This is a genomic window from Xanthomonas citri pv. mangiferaeindicae (assembly GCA_002240395.1).
Lineage (GTDB): Bacteria > Pseudomonadota > Gammaproteobacteria > Xanthomonadales > Xanthomonadaceae > Luteimonas > Luteimonas citri_A.
Map to the genome: position 1 here is coordinate 347,935 of CP016836.1, position 17,532 is coordinate 365,466.

12 protein-coding genes and 1 pseudogene are annotated in these 17,532 nt (G+C 69.1%); 2 read left to right on the forward strand and 11 right to left on the reverse strand.

Annotation, left to right across the window (positions count from 1 at the left end; genetic code table 11):
* Nucleotides 1-20: 20 nt before the first annotated feature.
* A complete protein-coding gene (locus BEN78_01550; protein ID ASR42283.1) occupies nt 21-707 on the reverse strand; it encodes a hypothetical protein in 687 nt (228 codons plus the stop codon).
* A gap of 323 nt (nt 708-1,030) precedes the next feature.
* On the opposite strand from BEN78_01550, the gene BEN78_01555 reads away from it, so the two are divergent.
* Complete coding sequence (locus tag BEN78_01555; GenBank protein ID ASR42284.1) at nt 1,031-1,459, forward strand: glyoxalase; 429 nt, start codon at nt 1,031-1,033, stop codon at nt 1,457-1,459.
* 81 nt (nt 1,460-1,540) lie between these two features.
* On the opposite strand, the gene BEN78_01560 is transcribed toward BEN78_01555, so the two are convergent.
* The 5 genes from BEN78_01560 to BEN78_01580 form a co-directional block, all read right to left on the reverse strand.
* Complete coding sequence (locus tag BEN78_01560) at nt 1,541-2,989, reverse strand: mannitol dehydrogenase (protein ASR42285.1); 1,449 nt, start codon at nt 2,987-2,989, stop codon at nt 1,541-1,543.
* The gene (locus tag BEN78_01565; protein ASR42286.1) at nt 2,986-4,665 is read right to left on the reverse strand and encodes a xylan 1,4-beta-xylosidase; all 1,680 of its coding nucleotides are present in this window, start codon (nt 4,663-4,665) and stop codon (nt 2,986-2,988) included. Before BEN78_01565 ends, BEN78_01560 begins: the two co-directional genes overlap by 4 nt.
* A gap of 50 nt (nt 4,666-4,715) precedes the next feature.
* Entirely contained in the window at nt 4,716-5,969 is a 1,254-nt protein-coding gene (locus tag BEN78_01570; protein ASR42287.1) for a bifunctional D-altronate/D-mannonate dehydratase, read from the reverse strand.
* A gap of 114 nt (nt 5,970-6,083) precedes the next feature.
* Entirely contained in the window at nt 6,084-8,024 is a 1,941-nt protein-coding gene (locus BEN78_01575) for a 9-O-acetylesterase (GenBank protein ID ASR44833.1), read from the reverse strand.
* 411 nt (nt 8,025-8,435) lie between these two features.
* Nucleotides 8,436-10,598, reverse strand: a complete 2,163-nt coding sequence (locus tag BEN78_01580) for an alpha-glucuronidase (protein ID ASR42288.1) — start codon at nt 10,596-10,598, stop codon at nt 8,436-8,438.
* A 140-nt stretch (nt 10,599-10,738) separates the two neighbouring features.
* Here BEN78_01580 and BEN78_01585 point away from each other — a divergent pair, with 140 nt between their 5' ends.
* Nucleotides 10,739-11,800, forward strand: coding sequence for a LacI family transcriptional regulator (locus tag BEN78_01585; GenBank protein ASR42289.1), 1,062 nt, complete (start codon nt 10,739-10,741; stop codon nt 11,798-11,800).
* Nucleotides 11,801-11,880: 80 nt separating this feature from the next.
* On the opposite strand, the gene BEN78_01590 is transcribed toward BEN78_01585, so the two are convergent.
* From BEN78_01590 to BEN78_01610, 5 genes and pseudogenes are all read right to left on the reverse strand, one after another.
* The gene (locus tag BEN78_01590) at nt 11,881-13,215 is read right to left on the reverse strand and encodes a xylose isomerase (GenBank protein ASR42290.1); all 1,335 of its coding nucleotides are present in this window, start codon (nt 13,213-13,215) and stop codon (nt 11,881-11,883) included.
* Nucleotides 13,216-13,264: 49 nt separating this feature from the next.
* A complete protein-coding gene (locus BEN78_01595; GenBank protein ID ASR42291.1) occupies nt 13,265-14,767 on the reverse strand; it encodes a xylulokinase in 1,503 nt (500 codons plus the stop codon).
* 183 nt (nt 14,768-14,950) lie between these two features.
* Nucleotides 14,951-15,319 (reverse strand): hypothetical protein, encoded by a 369-nt coding sequence (locus tag BEN78_01600; protein ASR42292.1) that lies wholly within the window; start codon nt 15,317-15,319, stop codon nt 14,951-14,953.
* Nucleotides 15,320-15,400: 81 nt separating this feature from the next.
* Entirely contained in the window at nt 15,401-15,940 is a 540-nt protein-coding gene (locus BEN78_01605) for a hypothetical protein (GenBank protein ID ASR44834.1), read from the reverse strand.
* Between the two features lie 137 nt (nt 15,941-16,077).
* A pseudogene (locus BEN78_01610) lies at nt 16,078-17,522 on the reverse strand (MFS transporter).
* Nucleotides 17,523-17,532 lie beyond the last annotated feature (10 nt).

Below are 17,532 nucleotides of genomic sequence, written 5' to 3' on the forward strand. Positions count from 1 at the left end.
CGCTCGCGTCGGCGACGGGCTCAGGCCTGCCCGCCCAGGATGTTCACGGTGACCGCGATGACGAACATGTTGAAGAAGAACGCGATCACACTGTGCAACAGCGCGATCCGCCGTAGCGTGCGGCTGGTGATCTGCACATCGGACACCTGGAAGGTCATGCCAAGCACCAGGGCGAAGTAGGCGAAATCCCAGTAATCGGGGGCCTTGTCGCCGGGGAAATCGAGGCCGCGATGGTCGTCGCCATAATCTCCATAGAACCCATGCGCATAGTGCAGCGCGAACATGACATTCATGAACAACCAGGACAGCACGATGCTGCTGCCCGCGATACCAATCGACGCGATCCCCCCGGATTTTCCCGCCGACAGTTCGGTGCCCAGCGCCACCATCAAGATCGCGACCAGCCCGATCGCGCTCCACAGAATGCCCCAGCGGCCCGCATCCTGACGCACGGCGACCTCGCGCATGCGCTCGGGACCGGCGGTATCGAACAACCGCCATGCCGCACCCAGGAACACCAGCGCACCGACGTCGAACCCCAGCAACAGCGCAACCGGCCACCGGGCCCCGACCAGCAGGCAGCCGGCACAGGCTGCAACGAACACCGCCGTCGCAAGGCTCAGCCGCGGCCGGGCGGTGAACGTCTGAAACGGGCGCCAGCGCGTGCGGGAATGCGCGTGCGGGGGCCTATGCGGTTGTCTGCTCACGTCTGCCTCTGCCGGTGGTTGCCGACCGCTGGAACCACTTTGACCAGGGGCGGCGGCGATCGATCACGGTCGCCAGCATGCGCGCTCCGAGGCTGACGCGCACGGCCCCATAGGTGCTCTTCAGACGGAAGCGGGCAGGCACTCCCGTCTGGCCGAATGCGCCAGATGCGCACGTGTGCCAAGGCCGTACAACGTCCCTCCGGACGGGCCTCGACTCGCCGCTGGCAGCACATCCGGGACCCAGTTGTGCGCAGCCATGGCGCAGCTGGCATGATCGCCTCGCCAACGCCCTCTCCTGCCCGTTGCCTTGTCGCGAGGTGTCTATGGAAACGATGGAACTGCACCGCGGCCGATTGATCGATCACCTGCAACTCGTGGTGCGCGATCTGGCCGCCAGCCGCCGCTTCTACCAAGCGGTATTCGACAGCATCGGCATTCCGATCGCCGGCGAGGGCCCGGACTACTTCTGGGCCGATGAACTGTTCATCTCCACCGCCAGCAGCCAAGCCGCCGCCGGTCAGCTGACCGGTCGGCATCACCTCGCCTTCCAAGCGCGCGATCCCGCGACCGTCGACGCCTTCCACACTGCCGCCATCGCGGCGGGCGGCACCGATAACGGCCCGCCCGGCGAGCGCCCCTACCACCCGGGGTATTACGGCGCCTTCGTGCTCGATCCCGACGGCAACAACATCGAAGTCGTCTATCACGGCCCGGCCACCTATAGCGCAGACTCGATCAAGGTCACGTTCTGAGCTAGACCGCGCGCGACCTACGGCATTGCCTACCGCGACATCGGCGGCGGGCGCGTCATCGCCGACTATTGGCAATCGGTCCTAGCGCGCCACGGCATCAGCCGGATCATGCGCAAGCGCTGCATAGCCCCGTTCGATCGCATCGACGATGGTCGGCGCCTCTGCCACACCTGCGAACACTTCCCGCAGCGCCAGGAACCGCGCCACATCGGCATGCGCGTCGCCGGTCGCCTCTCGACCGATATTCGCCAAGATGTCGGCCATCGGGTCGACCAGCGCGACGCCGGCGTGGGCCTGCCGCCGCACGAAATGCATCCAGGCGGCGATCGGCAGGCACAGGCGATCGATGGATCGGCCGGCCGCCAGCGCATCGCGGATCGTGCCGAGCAGGCGCACGGGCAGTTTCTGGCTGCCGTCCCAGGCGATCTGGGCCAGACGATGGGCGATGGCCGGATTGCGGAAGCGCGCCAGGATCGCGTCGATGTAGGCGTCCAGGTCCAACGCGGCCGGGACGGTCAGTGTCGGCGCGATGTCTTCGCGCATCAGTCTCGCGACGAAGGCGGCCAGGCCGGGATGGCGCATCGCGTCGGCGACGGTTTCGATGTCCAGCAGCAGGCCGAGGTAGGCAAGCGCGCTGTGCGGGCCGTTGAGCAGGCGCAGCTTGGCGCGGTCGAAGCCGGCGATGTCGTCGCTGAGGGTCACGCCGACCCGTTCCAGCGGCGGGCGCCCGTTGCAGAAGTGGTCCTCCACGACCCACTGCGTGTAGGGCTCGCGCTGGACTGGCCAGGCATCCTCCAGGCCGAGCGCATCGGCCACGCGGGTGCGCAACTTGTCGTCGGTGGCCGGGGTGATGCTGTCGACCATCGAGCGCGGAAACGCGACCTCGGCGTCGATCCACGCGGCGAGCGCCGGGTCGGTACGTTCGGCGAACGCGAGCACGGCGCGACGCAGGCGCACGCCATTGTCGGCAAGGTTGTCGCAACTGAGCACGGTGTACGGTGCCAGCCCGGCTGCGCGACGACGCGCGAGGCCGGCGACGACATGGCCGATCGCACTGACCGGCGCGTCGGGCGTCGCGAGGTCGTGGACGATGTCGGGATGGCTGAGGTCCAGGCCGTCGCCGGCCAGGCAGTAGCCTTTCTCGGTCACGGTCAGCGTGACCAGACGGACGGCAGGATCGGCGAGGCGCGCGAGCACGGCCGCGGCCTCGTCGCGGGCGCATAGCACTTCGCGCAGTGCGCCGATGACGCGCAGTCGTGGCGTCTGCCCCAGGATCGCAAGCGTGTACAAGCCGTCCTGCGGACGCAGCGCGTCGCGCACATCGGGGTTGCGCAGCGACACCGCACACACGGCCCAGTTGGGGTCGAGCGCCAGCGCATCGTCGAAGTACACCACCTGGTGTGCACGATGGAAGGCGCCCGCCCCCAGATGCACGATGCCGATCCGGGTCGCGGCGCGATCGAAGGTCGGCCGCGCGACCGCGGGTGGCAGCGTTGCGAGCAGGGTCTCGGACAGTCGGCCCCGGCTCATCGTTCGTCGCGCGCGTACGGGCCCAGGGTGACGCCGACGAAGCCGCCGGCATGGTCGGTGCTCAGCAAGGTGGCGTCGGCATCGCGCAGCAGCCATTGCCAGTCGCCGTCGTCGGCGGCCCACGCGAACCCGATGCGTCCCGCATCGCCGGCCACCTTCAGCCGCAGATCCGCGGCCCGCGCGATGGTGTGCTGCGCGATGATCCGTGCCGGCTGATCGACACCGGCCGCCCGTTCGACGAACACCACGGCGCCATCGTCGGCATCGCGCCGCACACCGAGCAGGTACCAGTGATTGCCGCTCTGGAATGCGGCGAGCCCGCCCACGATGCCTGCGGCCGGTATCGCCAGTGCGGTGCTGGCCTCGAAGCCGAGATGCTGCTGGCGGCGTGCGAGGAACGAGGGGTTGCCCAGCGTGTCCAGGCCGTCACGTCCGGGGTGGATCGCAAGCTTCCCGGAGCGGGAGGCGAGATCGGCCCAGTCGCGCTTGGGCACGCGTACGAACATCCATGCCGGGTCGAGCACGGGCCCGTCGAATTCGTCGCGCCAGGTGAAGTTGCCGCTCATCGGCGCCTGATCGGCCTCGCGTGACATCCACGATGGCGCGGGCAGCGCATAGGGAATCGGCGTGTCCGGCGGCAGGATCGTCGGCCAGCCGTCGGTCCAGGTCACCGGCAGCAGGAACGTCTCGCGCCCGGTGTTGTAGTGGCGCACGTCGTAGTTGCGGCTGGCCAGGAACACCGCCCACCAGCTGCCGTCCGGTCCCTGGACCAGATCGGCGTGGCCGGCGTTGGTCACCGGCAACGCCCGCTCGGGCGGCAGGTCGCGCTGGGTCAGGATCGGATTGTTTTCGTACGGCGTGTAGGGTCCCCAGACGTCGCGGCTGCGCAGAATCACCTGCGAATGTTGCGGGCCGGTGCCGCCTTCGGCGTTGTTGAGGTAGTACCAGCCGTCGACCTTGTACAGGTGCGGGCCCTCGATCCAGATCGGGTTGTCTTCGGGTTTGACGCCGCCGTCGATCAACACCTTGCGTGGACCGAACGGCGTCAGCGTCGCGATGTCGATCGCCTGCAGCCAGATGGCGCGGTGGCCGTCGTAGCGCACCGGGCCGTCCGGCGCATCGTTGTTGAGGAGGTAGGCACGGCCGTCGTCGTCGAAGAACAGCGACGGGTCGATGCCGCCGATGCCGGGCAGCCAGACCGGGTCCGACCAGGGCCCCGCCGGATCGGTGGCGGTGACGATGAAGTTGCCGCCGGCATCGACCGCGGTATTGACCACATAGAACGTGCCGTCGTGATACTCGATCGTCGGCGCGAACACGCCGCGCGACAGGCCCAGGCCGTCGAAGTCGAGCTGGTCGGGACGATGGATCGCATTGCCGATCTGGGTCCAGTGCACCAGATCCTCGCTTTCGAAGATCGGGATGCCCGGGAAGTAGGTGAAGGTCGACGCGACCAGGTAGAACTTCCCGTTGGCCGCGACGATGCTCGGATCGGAATGGAAGCCGGCGAGGATCGGGTTGCGGAACTGACCAGCCGGCGGCGGCGCCTCGAACGCACGGTCGCTTCCGCTGTACTCGAACCAGTCGAACAGCACGGGCTCGGGATCGGGCCAGTCCGCGGCGACGACCGGCGCCGCGACGATCGCGACCAGCAGGCCGGCCGCAAGTGCGCGCAACCAGCCATGCGGGGAGACGCGTGGGGACGGCCCCGTTGTCGGCGCGCCCATCACCAGTCCCACATCCCGCCGTCTTCCAGGCGCGCGACCGGCAGTTGCTTGGGCGTGTACGGGTACTTCGCGGCCAGCGCCTCGTCGATGTCGACGCCGTGCCCGGGCGTGTCGCCCACATGCAGCCGGCCGGCGCGGAATGCGTAATCGTGTGGGAACACTGCCAGGATCTCCTCGCCATGGAACATGTATTCCTGGATGCCGAAATTCGGCACCCAGGTATCGAAATGCAGCGCCGCGCCCATCGTGACCGGCGACAGGTCGGTCGCGCCGTGGAAGCCGGTGCGCACCTGGTGCAGGCCGGCGAAATCGGCGAGCCGACGGATGTGGGTGATGCCGCCGCCGTGGACGATCGTCGTGCGGATGTAGTCGATCAACTGCCGCTCGATCAGGTGCTTGCAGTCCCAGATCGAGTTGAACACCTCGCCCACCGCGAGCGGGGTGACCGAATGCTGGCGGATCAGTTCGAACGAAGCTTGATGCTCAGCCGGGGTCGCATCCTCGAGCCAGAACAGCCGATAGGGCTCGACATCGCGGGCCAGGCGCGCCGCTTCGATGGGCGAGAGCCGATGATGGACGTCGTGCAACAGCTCGACCGTGTTGCCGTGGTCGGCGCGCAACTGCTCGAACAGCCTCGGTGCCGTCTCCAGGTAGCGCGGCGTGTTCCAAACGGTCTCGGCCGGCAATTCGCTTTCGGCCGGCTCGTAGGGTTTTCCGGCTGTGGAGATGCCGTAGGCCTTCTTGACGCCCGGCACGCCGCACTGGGCGCGCACGGCGAGGAAACCGCGTTCGAGATACATGCCGACCTCGTCGCTGGCCTCGGCAATGTCGCGGCCGTTGGCATGCGCATAGACCAGCGCGCCCTCGCGCGAGCGGCCGCCGAGCAACTGATACAGCGGCATACCGGCCATCTTGCCCAGGATGTCCCACAGCGCGACATCGACCGCGGCAATCGCGGTCATCGTCACCGGCCCGCGCCGCCAATACGCACCGCGGTACAGGAACTGCCATAGATCCTCGATGCGGCCGGCATCGCGGCCGATCAGATTCGGCACCACGTGGTCCTGCAGGTAGGCTGCGACCGCGAGCTCGCGGCCGTTGAGCGTGGCATCGCCCAGGCCGTAGATGCCCGAGCGGGTGACGATCTTGAGCGTGACGAAGTTGCGGCCGGGACAGGTGACGATGACGCGTGCCTCGACGATCTCGCGATCGTGACGGCTGCTGTGACGGCTGCGTTCGGTGTGGACGGACATGTGGGCGGCTCTGGATGCGATGGTGGTGGCGGATGAGGGCATCTGCCGCGCCTGCGACGGGCCCCCATCCGCCTTCGGCACCTTCCCCCGCACGCGGGGGGAAGGCTCTGGATGTCAACGGATCTCGATCTCGAACGGCCCCGGCGGCTGGCCAGCGCGGTCGAACAGATTGACCAGCGGGTTGTCGGCCCAGGCGTAGCGCACCCGCACCGGCGCGGCGACGTCCGGCGCGTGCAGACGCACGCGGTCGCCTTCGAGAACGGCCTGCGCCCAGCGACAACTGCCGGTGTCCGCACCGCACAGTTCGAAGCCGACCGGTCCTGGCGCGCCGTAAGCGACCAGGCCGCCGTCGACCGCATCGAACGTCACCACGACTGCGCCGGCCTCGCGCCGCGCACTGCGCGGCACCGGGCCGCTCGGCGTCAGCGTCTCGCCGTAGACCGCGTGGCGTGCAGCGCGCGCGAGCCGGCGACCGATCGCCTGCTTGTTGGCCGGATGGATGTCGTCGGCCTCGCCCAGGTCGATGGTCACCGCAAGCGCTGCGTGCGGCTCGGCGGCGACCCGGCGTTGCGCTTCGCGCAGCGTCGCCCAACCGCTCTCGCCCGGCGCCTCGGTCGCCGCACCGTAGTTGGGTAACTGCACCACCAGCAAGGGCAACCGCGGATCGCCCAAGCGCGTGCGCCAGTCGTCGCGCAGGCCGCGCAGCTGGTCTGCGTAGGCGCCGGCCTCGCCTGTGTTCGCTTCGCCCTGGTACCAGACCACGCCCCGCACCGCAGGACCGCCCAGTGGCGCGATCATCCCGTTGTACAGCGTCGACAGGCCGGCCGCGGATTGCCAGGGCGCACGCGGCGGTGCGCCGGTTTCCGGCGGCACGATGCGGTAACGCCAGCCGGGGTCGAGCGGCACGACCGCGCCGTCGGCCAGCCGCAGCCGGTGCACGGACGCCGGCCCGGCCAGGCCGCCCTCGCGGTAGGTGTCGAGCACGTTGACGACGATGCTGTTGTCGCCCGCGCGCAGCAGGCCATGCGGCAGCGGGTACTCGCGCGGGGTACCGGCGCCGTAGCTGCTGCCCACCGCGGTGCCGTTGACCCAGGTCAGATCCATCTCGTCGGCGGGACCGAGCAGCAGCGTGGCGTCCTGCGCCGCCTGCGCGGCGGTCAGACGCACTGACGTCCGGTACCAGACCATGCCGTCGAACGTCGCCAGTTCGGGCACGCCCCAGCGCTCCCACGCGCCAAGCGCGTGCGGAGCGTCGCGCCAGTCACCGGACACGGTATCCGTCCAGGGCCGGTCGTCGGCGGACACACCCGGCGCCTGCAACCACCACGCGGCCCAGCGCTCGCCCCAGCGCGCGGCCGCCTGCATCGGGTCGTCGTGGTAGAGCGCGAGCACATCGAGGTCCTCGCCCGGCTGGCCACCCGCACGCAGCGCCTCGCCGCTGGTCCAGGCCTGGATACGCGAACCGCCCCACGCGGCCTCGATCAGCCCCATCGGCACGTCCACGGTCTTGCGCAGTTCGCGGGCGAAGTAGTAACAGGCGGCCGAAAAGTCGCGCACGCTCTCCGGCATGACCGGTTGCCAGGCGACGGGCTCGGTGAAGCGTGCCAAGGGGACCGGGCTGCTCACCTGCGGCACGGTCAGCAAGCGGATGTCAGGCGCATCGGCGCCTGCGATCTCGGCGCGGGCATCGAGCGAACGCCAGACCTGCAACTCCATGTTCGATTGGCCCGCGCACAGCCAGACGTCGCCGACCAGCAGGTCGCGGACGGTCCGGGTGGTCTCGCCTGCGCGGACGGTCAAGGTGTGCGGACCGCCGGCCGGCAACGCCGGCAGTTCGGCCTGCCAATGGCCGTCGGCATCGGCGCGCGCCTGCGCACGGCGGTCCGCCAGCGTGAGGTGGACGACCGTGCCGGCCGGCGCCTCGCCCTGCAGGCGCACGGGGCGGTCGCGCTGGAGGACGGCGTGGTCCTGGATCAACGGATGCAGCAACGCCGCCTCGCGCGTGTCGGCGTGGACAAGCGGTGCGAGGGCGAGCAGGACAAGCAGGCACCCAATGCGTGCAAGGCCCCGCCCCCACCCGGCGCCTGCGGCGCCGACCTCCCCGCACGCGGGGGAGGTGTGCGAACGCCGGCGTCGACGGGCCTGGATGCAACTCGATTGCGCGCCCGCAGTCCTGTGCGAACGGCGCAACTGCCCTTCCACGCTCCTGCGCGGAAGGCGTGACGGCACTCTGACGTTCCTGCGCGGAATGCTCGGCAGCCCTCTCACAGTGCAACGCGGGGTGCTCAACTGCTTTGCCCCCCTCGTTGGCGATGTGTCCGCTGACTTGCCCCTGCCTTTGAACGGGGCGATCGATCGCCCGCATCCGGTCCTGCGCGAAGTGCTCGGCGGCCCTCTCACAGTGCTGCGCGGGGTGCTCGATTGCCCTCCCCCGCTTGCGGGGGAGGGTTGGGTGGGGGCAGCCGTTCATCGGGTATCTCCCGGTGCGTGCGGAAATTCAAGCGACTGGTAGTACGCCAGCGGGTGCGCGGGCGGTGCGGTGCCTGCGGGAAGCGGGCGACCGGAGATCGACTGGAAGTACGCGATGCTGGCGTCGCGCCACCACTGCGCCTCCTGTTCCTGGATCGCGAGAAACGCAGCCACCTGCGCATGCCGCTCGGCATTGAGACGGCCCGCGAGTCCATCCCAGGTGCTGCGCATGTCGCGCACCGTGGCGACGCCGCGGTCGTAGCGCTGCACCAGCTCGTCCCACAACGGGCGCCCCGAGGCCATCGGACGATCCCAGGGCACATGGTGGAACCACAGCAGCAACGTTTCGGGTACGCGGTCGGGATCGTCGAACACATCCGCCACTGGCGGCGCATATTGCGAGACCGCATCGCTGCCGCGGCGGCTGCGGTCGAAGCCGATGCCCTCCCGGGTGGCGCGGTGGTAGTAGACCGAGGTCCAGTCCGCACGCGGGCCACCCTCGACCCACGGGCCGGGGCCGTAATGGTGGCCGCGGCCCATCAGATGGTGCAGCCCGAGCGCACCGGTGTAGTCAACCACCGCCTCGCGCGAGCCCATCATCATGCCGACGATCGGTTCGACCACGCCCGGGGCGTTGCCGAACGTCATGCGGGTCCATTCCTCGGCGATCTCGCGCGAGGCCCGCATCGGGTCCCATGCCAGACGCCCGTAGGCGTACCAGTTGGCCTGGTCGAAATGCGAGCCGCTCCAGTTGCGGTCGCTGCCGATGTTGGCCACACCGGCGATGCCGGTCAGCGCGCTTCTGCCAGGCACATCACGGTCCAGCGAGCCGTCAATCACCCGCGCGACGGTCGAGCCCTCTCCCCGCACCTGGGTATCGGCGCGCAGCACCTCCTCGTACAGCGGCCCGAGGTAGGCCAGATGCGTGGAGAAGCCGAGGTACTCCTTGGTGATCTGGAACTCCATCATCAGCGGCGTCTTCGGCATCGCGCCGAACAGTGGATGGAACGGTTCACGCGGCTGGAAATCGATCGCGCCGTTCTTGACCTGCACGATCACGTTGTCGCGGAACGCGCCGTCGTGCGGCACGAACTCGGTGTAGGCCTGCTTGTGGCGGTCATCGGGTTCGTCGTGGGAATAGACGAACGCCCGCCATATCACGATGCCGCCGTGCGGCGCCAGCGCATCGGCCAGCAGGTTGGCGCCGTCGGCATGCGAGCGGCCGTAGTCCTGCGGGCCGGGCTGGCCCTCGGAGTTGGCCTTGACCAGGAAGCCGCCGAAGTCCGGGATCGCCGCATAGATCTCGTCGGCCTTGGCCCGCCACCAGCGCTGGACTGCCGGGTCCAGCGGGTCGGCAGTCTCAAGCCCGCCGATCTCGATCGGGGCGCTGAAGCGCGCGGACAGGTACACCCGAATGCCCCACGGCCGGAAGATGTCCGCCAGCGCGGCGACCTTCTCCAGGTACATCGGCGTCAGCACGTCGGCGTTGGCGTTGACGTTGTTGAGCACGGTGCCGTTGATGCCGATCGAGGCGTTGGCGCGGGCGTAGTCGGTGTAGCGCGGGTCGCGCCAGCCCGGCAGTCGGTGCCAGTCCCAGATCGACTGACCGGCGTAGCCGCGCTCGACGTGGCGGTCGAGGTCGTCCCAATGGTTGAGCACCCGGCGTTCGATCCGCGGCGCCTGACGCAGGTCAAGGTCGGCGATCGGCTGGTCGGTCTGCATCAGGCGCAGGAACGCGAACGCGCCGTAGAGCGCGCCGACATCGGTGTTGGCCGCGACGACCGTCGCCGGATGCCCGTCCACGGACATCGAACGGATCAGGTACCCGGCTTGGCCGAGGTCGCCCAGGTCCAGCGTCAGCCGCGCGATCGCCGGCAGCGACTGCGGCGTGCCGACCAGCAAGGCGCCGGCGCGGTCGATGTGGCCGGCCACGTGGGGCGCCTGCCCCTGCAGCCCCTGCAAGCCGCGCAGCAGTTCGTCGCGCGTCGCGCGCTGGGTCGGCGTCGCCTCGGCGATCGCCAATTGCAAGACCTGCGGCGCGTCGGGCCTGCGCTCGGCCCCGGCCTGGGCATAGCGCAGCCACAGGGCATATCCGTCCTCGGCCTGCGCCGGCACCGGGCCGACGAGCGCGACCAGCGCCAGCACCGCCGCCGGCCACACCGGCCGGATCCAGTCGCGGAACCAGATAGTTAGCGGTAACATCCCCGACATCCCATCACCTCCCCTTGGACGGCTTCACTCCAGTTCCCTTAGCCTTGCGGACGGGGCCTGCACACCGCCGTCCGGACGAAGGAACGCTTTTGGACAAGCCGAAAAAATCGGTCCGCCGCAAGACCCGTGGCGTCACCATCGACGAGGTCGCCGCACTGGCCGGTGTCTCGCCGATGACCGTCTCGCGGGTCATCAATGGCCAGGGCAAGGTGCGCGACACCACCCGCGAGCGGGTCACGCGCGCGGTGCGCGAACTCAACTACACCCCCAATCTGGCGGCCAGTTCGCTCGCCGCCGCGCAGCACACCCGCATCGCGCTGATCTACACCAACCCCAGCGGTGCCTATCTGCGCGAACTGCTGCTCGGCCTGCTGCGCGTGGCCTCGCGCACACCGATCCAACTGGTGGTCGACTACTGGGACGATCTCGACGCCGAAGCCGAGCGCAAGGCCGCCCGAGCGATGGGCAAGCGCGTGGACGCGGTGATCCTGCCGCCGCCACTGTGCGAATCGCGCGCCGCGGTGACCGAGTTCGTGCGCGCCGGCATCCCGGTCGTCGCGATCGCGTCGGGCCGCTTCAGCGACGACATCTCCTGCGTGCGCATCGACGACTTCCGCGCCGGCAAGGAGATGACCGAACACCTGATCGAACGCGGCCACACCCGGATCGGTTTCATCAAGGGCCGCGCCGACCTCAGCGCGAGCACCCGACGTTTTCAGGGCTTCCAGGCCGCGCTCGAGGACGCCGGCATCGCCTACGACCCCACGCTGGTGCACCAGGGCGACTACACCTACCGCTCGGGGCTGAAGGCGGCCGAGAAACTGCTGGGCCATCGCAAGCCGCCGAGCGCGATCTTCGCCAGCAACGACGACATGGCCGCCGCGGCGATCTCGGTCGCGCATCGCCGCGGGCTCGACGTGCCGCGCGACCTGTCGGTCGTCGGCTTCGACGACACCTCGGCCGCGACCACGGTCTGGCCCGAGCTCACCACGATGCACCAGCCGATCGCCTCGATGGCCGATACCGCGATCGACGTGCTGCTGCGCTGCATCCGCCGCAACGACGCCAGCACCCGCGTGCTCACCGACCGGGTGGTGCCGCACCGCTTGATTGCGCGCGACTCGGTCGCCGCTCCGCCGAAGAAGAAGTAACGCGCCCTGCCCGATCGCGGCGCGCCCGGTGGGCGCGCCGGTCAGGATGTTCGCGGTGGCGGGCCGATGGCGCATCGGGCTCAGCGCAGCAGGTACTGGTTGAGCAGGTTCTCGTAGGCCTCCTGGCGGCCGCTGCGCTGCTGCGGCTCACCCGCCTTGGCGGCGATCGCATGCAGGTCGGTCAGTGACAGCCGGCCCTGCTCGAACGCCTGGCCGTCGCCGCCATCGAAGCTGGCATAACGATCGCGTCGCCATTGCTCCCACGGCGACGCGTGCAGCAGCGCATGCGCCACTTCAAGGCCGCGCGCGAACGCATCCATGCCGCCGATGTGCGCGATGAACAGGTCTTCCATGTCCGTCGATTCGCGGCGCGGTTTGGCGTCGAAGTTCAGGCCGCCTTCGAGGCCGCCCTGGCGCAGCACCACCAGCATCGCGCCGACCGTGTCGTACAGGTCGGTCGGGAACTGGTCGGTATCCCATCCGTTCTGCGCATTGCCGCGGTTGGCGTCGATACTGCCGAGCAGGCCGTGGTCGGAGGCCACCTGCAGGTCGTGCTCGAAGGTGTGCCCGGACAGCGTCGCGTGGTTGGCCTCGATGTTGAGCTTGAAATCCTTGTCCAGCCCGTGCGCCTTCAGAAAGCCGGCGCAGGTCGCGCTATCGAAGTCGTACTGGTGCTTCATCGGCTCCATCGGCTTGGGCTCGATCAGGAAATTGCCCTTGAGCCCGATGCTGCGTCCGTAGTCGCGCGCCATCGTCAGGAACCGCGCGAAATGCGCCAGCTCGCGCTGCATATCGGTGTTGTGCAGGCTGGCATAGCCTTCGCGGCCGCCCCAGAACACGTAGTGCTCGCCACCCAGCTCCACGGTCGCCTCCAGCGCCGCCTTGACCTGCACCGCCGCCCGCGCGACCACCGCGAAATCCGGGTTGGTCGAGGCACCGTTCATGTAGCGGGGGTGCGAAAACAGATTCGCCGTGCCCCACAGCAACTTCATGCCGGTCGCGGCCTGGCGTTCCTTGGCCAACGCGACCATGTGCTTGAGATTCTTTTCGTACGCGCCGATGTCGTCGGCGTCGGGCGCCAGGTCGACGTCGTGGAAGCACCAGTACGGCACGCCGAGCTTGGTGAAGAACTCGAACGCGGCATCGAGCTTGGCCTCGGCCGCCGCCAGCGGCGCGCCGCCGTCCCAGGGGAAGCGCCGCGTGCCCGGTCCGAACGGATCGGCGCCGGCGTTGCAGAACGTATGCCAGTAGCACACCGCAAAACGCAGGTGCTCGGCCATCGTCTTGCCGCCGATCTTCTTGCCGGCGTCATAGACCTTGAAGGCCAGCGGATTGTCGGAGGCCTTGCCCTCGAAGGGGATCTGGCAGATGCCGGGGAAGTACTCCCGGCTGCCGATGAAGGGGGTCGTGGTCATATGCGGTCCCGTGTTGAAGTGGAAAGGACGGATCGGCAGGCGCTCACGCCTACGCGGCCGGCGCGGCGTACAGCGGCCGCACTGCGTCGAGGTGATCGGTGAAGCGCCGGTAGGCGGCGCGGTAGGCCGGTGCGCGGCGCGGCTCGGGCGTGCATGCACGCGCGGGATCAGTGGCGACATGCGCGGCGGCCAGCGCTGCCATCGACGTCGCATCGCCCTGCGCGCGGCCGAGCGCCCACAGCGCCTGCAGCGCCGCACCGAACGCCGCGCCCTCGCTCTGCACCGGCACATCCACCGGCAGCGCGAACACGTCGGCGACCAGCTGCCGCCAGGCCGCGCTGTTGGCGCCGCCGCCGGTCAGCACGATGCGATCGAACGCCATGCCGGCCGACACGAACGCGTCGAAGCCGTATTTCAAGCTGTAGGTCGCGCCTTCCATCGCCGCGCGGTACAGGTGCGCGGCGTCCATGTTGTGCGCCGTCAGGCCGGTCAGCACGCCGCGTCCCAACGGCAGGTCGGGCGTGCGCTCGCCGTTGAGGAACGGCAGCAAGGTCAGCCCGCTGGCGCCCGGCGCGGTCGCGTCGATATGCGCATCGCCCTCGCGCGTCGCAAAGCCGAACATCCGTGCGACCTGCTCGGTTGCCACCGTGCAGTTCATCGTGCAGATCAGCGGCAGCCAGCCCCCGGTCGAGTCGCAGAACGCGGCCCAGGCGCCCGAGTCCGACACCACGGGCGTGTCGCTGTAGGCGAACAACGTGCCCGAGGTGCCCAGGCTCATCGCCAGCCGCCCCGGTACCACGCAGCCGGTGCCGATCGCCGCCATCATGTTGTCGCCGCCACCGGCCGACACCCGCAGTTGCGGCGACAGGCCCAGTTCGGCGGCGATCTCGGGCCGGATCGGGAACAACGCATCGGCTTCGACCAGCGGCGGCAGGCAGGCCGACAGGTCGCGCTCGGGATCGGTGGCCTGCAACAGCGCCGGCGACCAGCGCCGCGTGCGCACGTCGAGCCAGCCGGTGCCCGAGGCATCGCCGTGCTCCATCCAGCGCGCGCCGGTCAGCCAGAGGTTGACGTAGTCGTGCGGCAGCGCGATCGCCGCCAACTCTGCGTAGACCTCCGGACGATGCGCCTTCGTCCACGGCAACTTGGATGCGGTGTAGCCCGCCAGGATCGGGTTGCCAGCCTGCGCGATGCAGGCTGTCACGCCGCCGACGGCGTCCATGATCGGCGCGCATTGCGCGCTGGTGCTGGTGTCGCACCACAGCTTCGCCGGCGCCAGCACCTGCCCTTCCGCATCCAGCGGCACGAAGCCGTGCTGCTGGCCCGAGACGCCGAGCGCGGCGATACGCGCGCGGATCGCCGGGTCGACTGCGGAAAAGCAGGCGCGGATCGCGTCGAGCCAGTCGGCGGGATGCTGCTCGCGGCTGCCGTCATCGCCGGCGATCAGATCCAACGCCCGGCCCTGGGTCGCAAGCACCTGCCGCGCTGCCGGGTCGTAGACCACGAGCTTGATGCTCTGCGTGCCGAGATCGAGGCCGGCGAAGAGGCTCATGCGCGCGCCCTCGACACGAAAAAGTTAGCGCTACCATTATCGGGGCTAAAAAAAACAGCACGGCTTGGAGCAGGCAGCGGCATGGGCACGCTCGGCGTCAATCGGCGGTGCAGGCACTGTAGCCACTTGTCGCCGAACATGCTTGCTGCGGTGCGCCATCACCGAGCCGAACGCGTGGCGCCCTTATCGCTCGCGCAACCACGTCTGGCCGTCACCGGCGCATTCGGGCGTGAAACCGCGGACCTCGACGCCCGGCACCAGCAGCCCTTCCAGTTCCGAGAGGCGGCGGATCCACAGCGATTCGGCGACCACTGCGATCCGATCGAAACGCCGCACCGCGCGCAGCAGCGCCGGCAACCGCGAGAATTCGACTGCGACCGCACCGAACGACGGCAAGTCGACATCGCGCACGCGATAGAGCATCGCGCCGCCGTCGATGCCGTCCGCCGCCTCGACGAACGCATCGATCAGCGCCGCCATCGTCTCCCGGTCGAACCGCCCGTCGATCTCGACGTCGATCCGATCCGGCGCCACGCGGATCACATTGAACATGCCTGTCTCCACCGATGCGGTCGGCCGGCAGGCTAGCTTTGCTCCCGTATACGCCCGGCGAAGTTCAAAGCGATGCGCCACTCACGGCTTGTGGATAGTCGCCAGCGGCCAACGCGTTTCATAACGCTTACTGGCTACACGCGCGAGATACGTCTTCACGCTGACCCGGGTCGGATTGCGCCTAAGCTGCATCGCGAACAGGTCGTTCAGCCCGAACGGCGCAATGATCTCCAGCGCATCATCTGCATGCAAAGCAATGCCGACTGAAGTCGCGGTTTCTGGCCACGACGAGACGGCATCGACCAAAGAGCGCAAGGGCGGCACCGCATGACCGAAGTGGCGCTCGAACCAAAGATGGACGTGCGCCTGATTGGTGACCTCCCAAGGCAACTCCCGGCAACGCGCCTCCAACAGCGTCTGATGCGCCCTCTCGACGCCGGGCGACTCCTCAGCATCGAAGTAAGCCAAGTCGATATCGGCCAGCTGCGATGGCTGCCGGCGGCCATGCAGATGGTCCCAAACCAGATTGCGGATCGCCCCGGCGCCGATGCACCAGGACGCCAGCCCAAGAGCGCGTGCCTCGCGCAGCGCGCGCATATACCAAGGCGACGCCCGCACGATGGCTTCCAATCGAATCTGGTCTGCATCGCCATGACGCCGACAACATGCGAAACCTCGCGATTCAGGCATATGTGCCGGCCCCTCGCCGATTGCGATGTCTAAAGTAGTACGCGTGCGCAGGTGCCGCCACCCGCGCATCAAATCCTCGGCGGCTGGGCTCTCATCCCCGGCCCGCCGCTGTGCGCCAACCGGCGCAGCAGTAGCGCTGCAACGAACGCCGCGACGACGTTGCAGGCCATGCCGGCAACGAAGGCGTCGGCGTAATGCGCACGCAGGTCGTCGCCGACGGCGCCCGACAGCGCCGCGCCGAATACCATGCCGACGATCGCCACGCCAAACGCCGCGCCGACCTGCTGCAGCGTCGAGATCACGCCCGAGGCCATGCCCGCGCGTGCCGCATCGACCGTGCCGAGTACGAGGTTGAGCAGCGGCGTCATGATCAGGCCCTGCGCGGCGCCGACGACGACCAGTGTCGGCACCAGGTGCGCAGGCGACAGCGCCCCGCCGGCGCTGTGCACCTGGCCGACGAGCCAGGCCAGCGAGCCCGCGTAGACCATTGCAGCGACCGCCAGCGCCACTGGGCCGAAGCGGGCCACCAGCCGCGGCGCCGACAACGAGGCGAGCACGAAGCCGAGGCTGCATGGCGCGAACAACAGCCCGGCCGCCATCGGGTCGAGCCCGAAGCCCGACTGCACCAGCAACGCAAAGCACAGGAAGAACGAACTTGAGGTCGAGTAGACCAGCAACACCAGGAGGCCACCGACGGCGAACTGCCGGTCGCACAGCAAGCGCATATCGACCAACGGGTCCTGACCATGCAGGCGACGCCGAATCTGATGTCGCGCGAACACCGCCAGCAACCCGGCACCGGCCACCAGCGCGATCACCATCCAGACTGGCCAACCGTGCGCAGGCCCTTCCAGCAACGGCACCAGCAGCAAACCCAGCCCAGCACCGACCAGGGCGACGCCACCCCAATCGAGGGTCGGGCGCTCAGGCGCGCGCGATTCGGGCACCAGGCGTGCCATCGCGATCGCCAGCACGCCGATCGGGACGTTGATCAGGAAGATCGTGCGCCAGCCCAGGCCGCCGATGTCGGCATGCACCAACCAGCCGCCCAGTACCTGACCGGCGATCGCGGCCAGGCCCAGGGTCATGCCGAGCAGGCCGAACGCGCGGCGAGCGGCCGCCCCTCGAAATGCACCCGGATCGAGGCGTAGACCTGCGGGAACAGCAACGCGGCCGCGAGCCCCTGCAGCACCCGCGCGGCGATCAGCGAGCCTGCATCGGGCGCCAGTCCGCACAACGCCGAGGCCAGCGCAAATCCCGCCATGCCGACCACGAACAGGCGGCGACGGCCATGGCGGTCGCCGAGCCGGCCGCCTGCGATCAGCAGCACACCAAAGGCCAGTTCGTAACCGGCGACCACCAGCCCCACCTGCGCCAGGCTCGCATCGAGCGTGGCCTGCATCGACGGGATCGCGACATTGACCACGAACAGGTCGAAGATCGTGACGAAACCGGCGAGCAGCAGCACGGCCAGGCCGAGCCACGGGGGCCGGGCCGGCGCCGCCACGGCCATATCGGCAGCG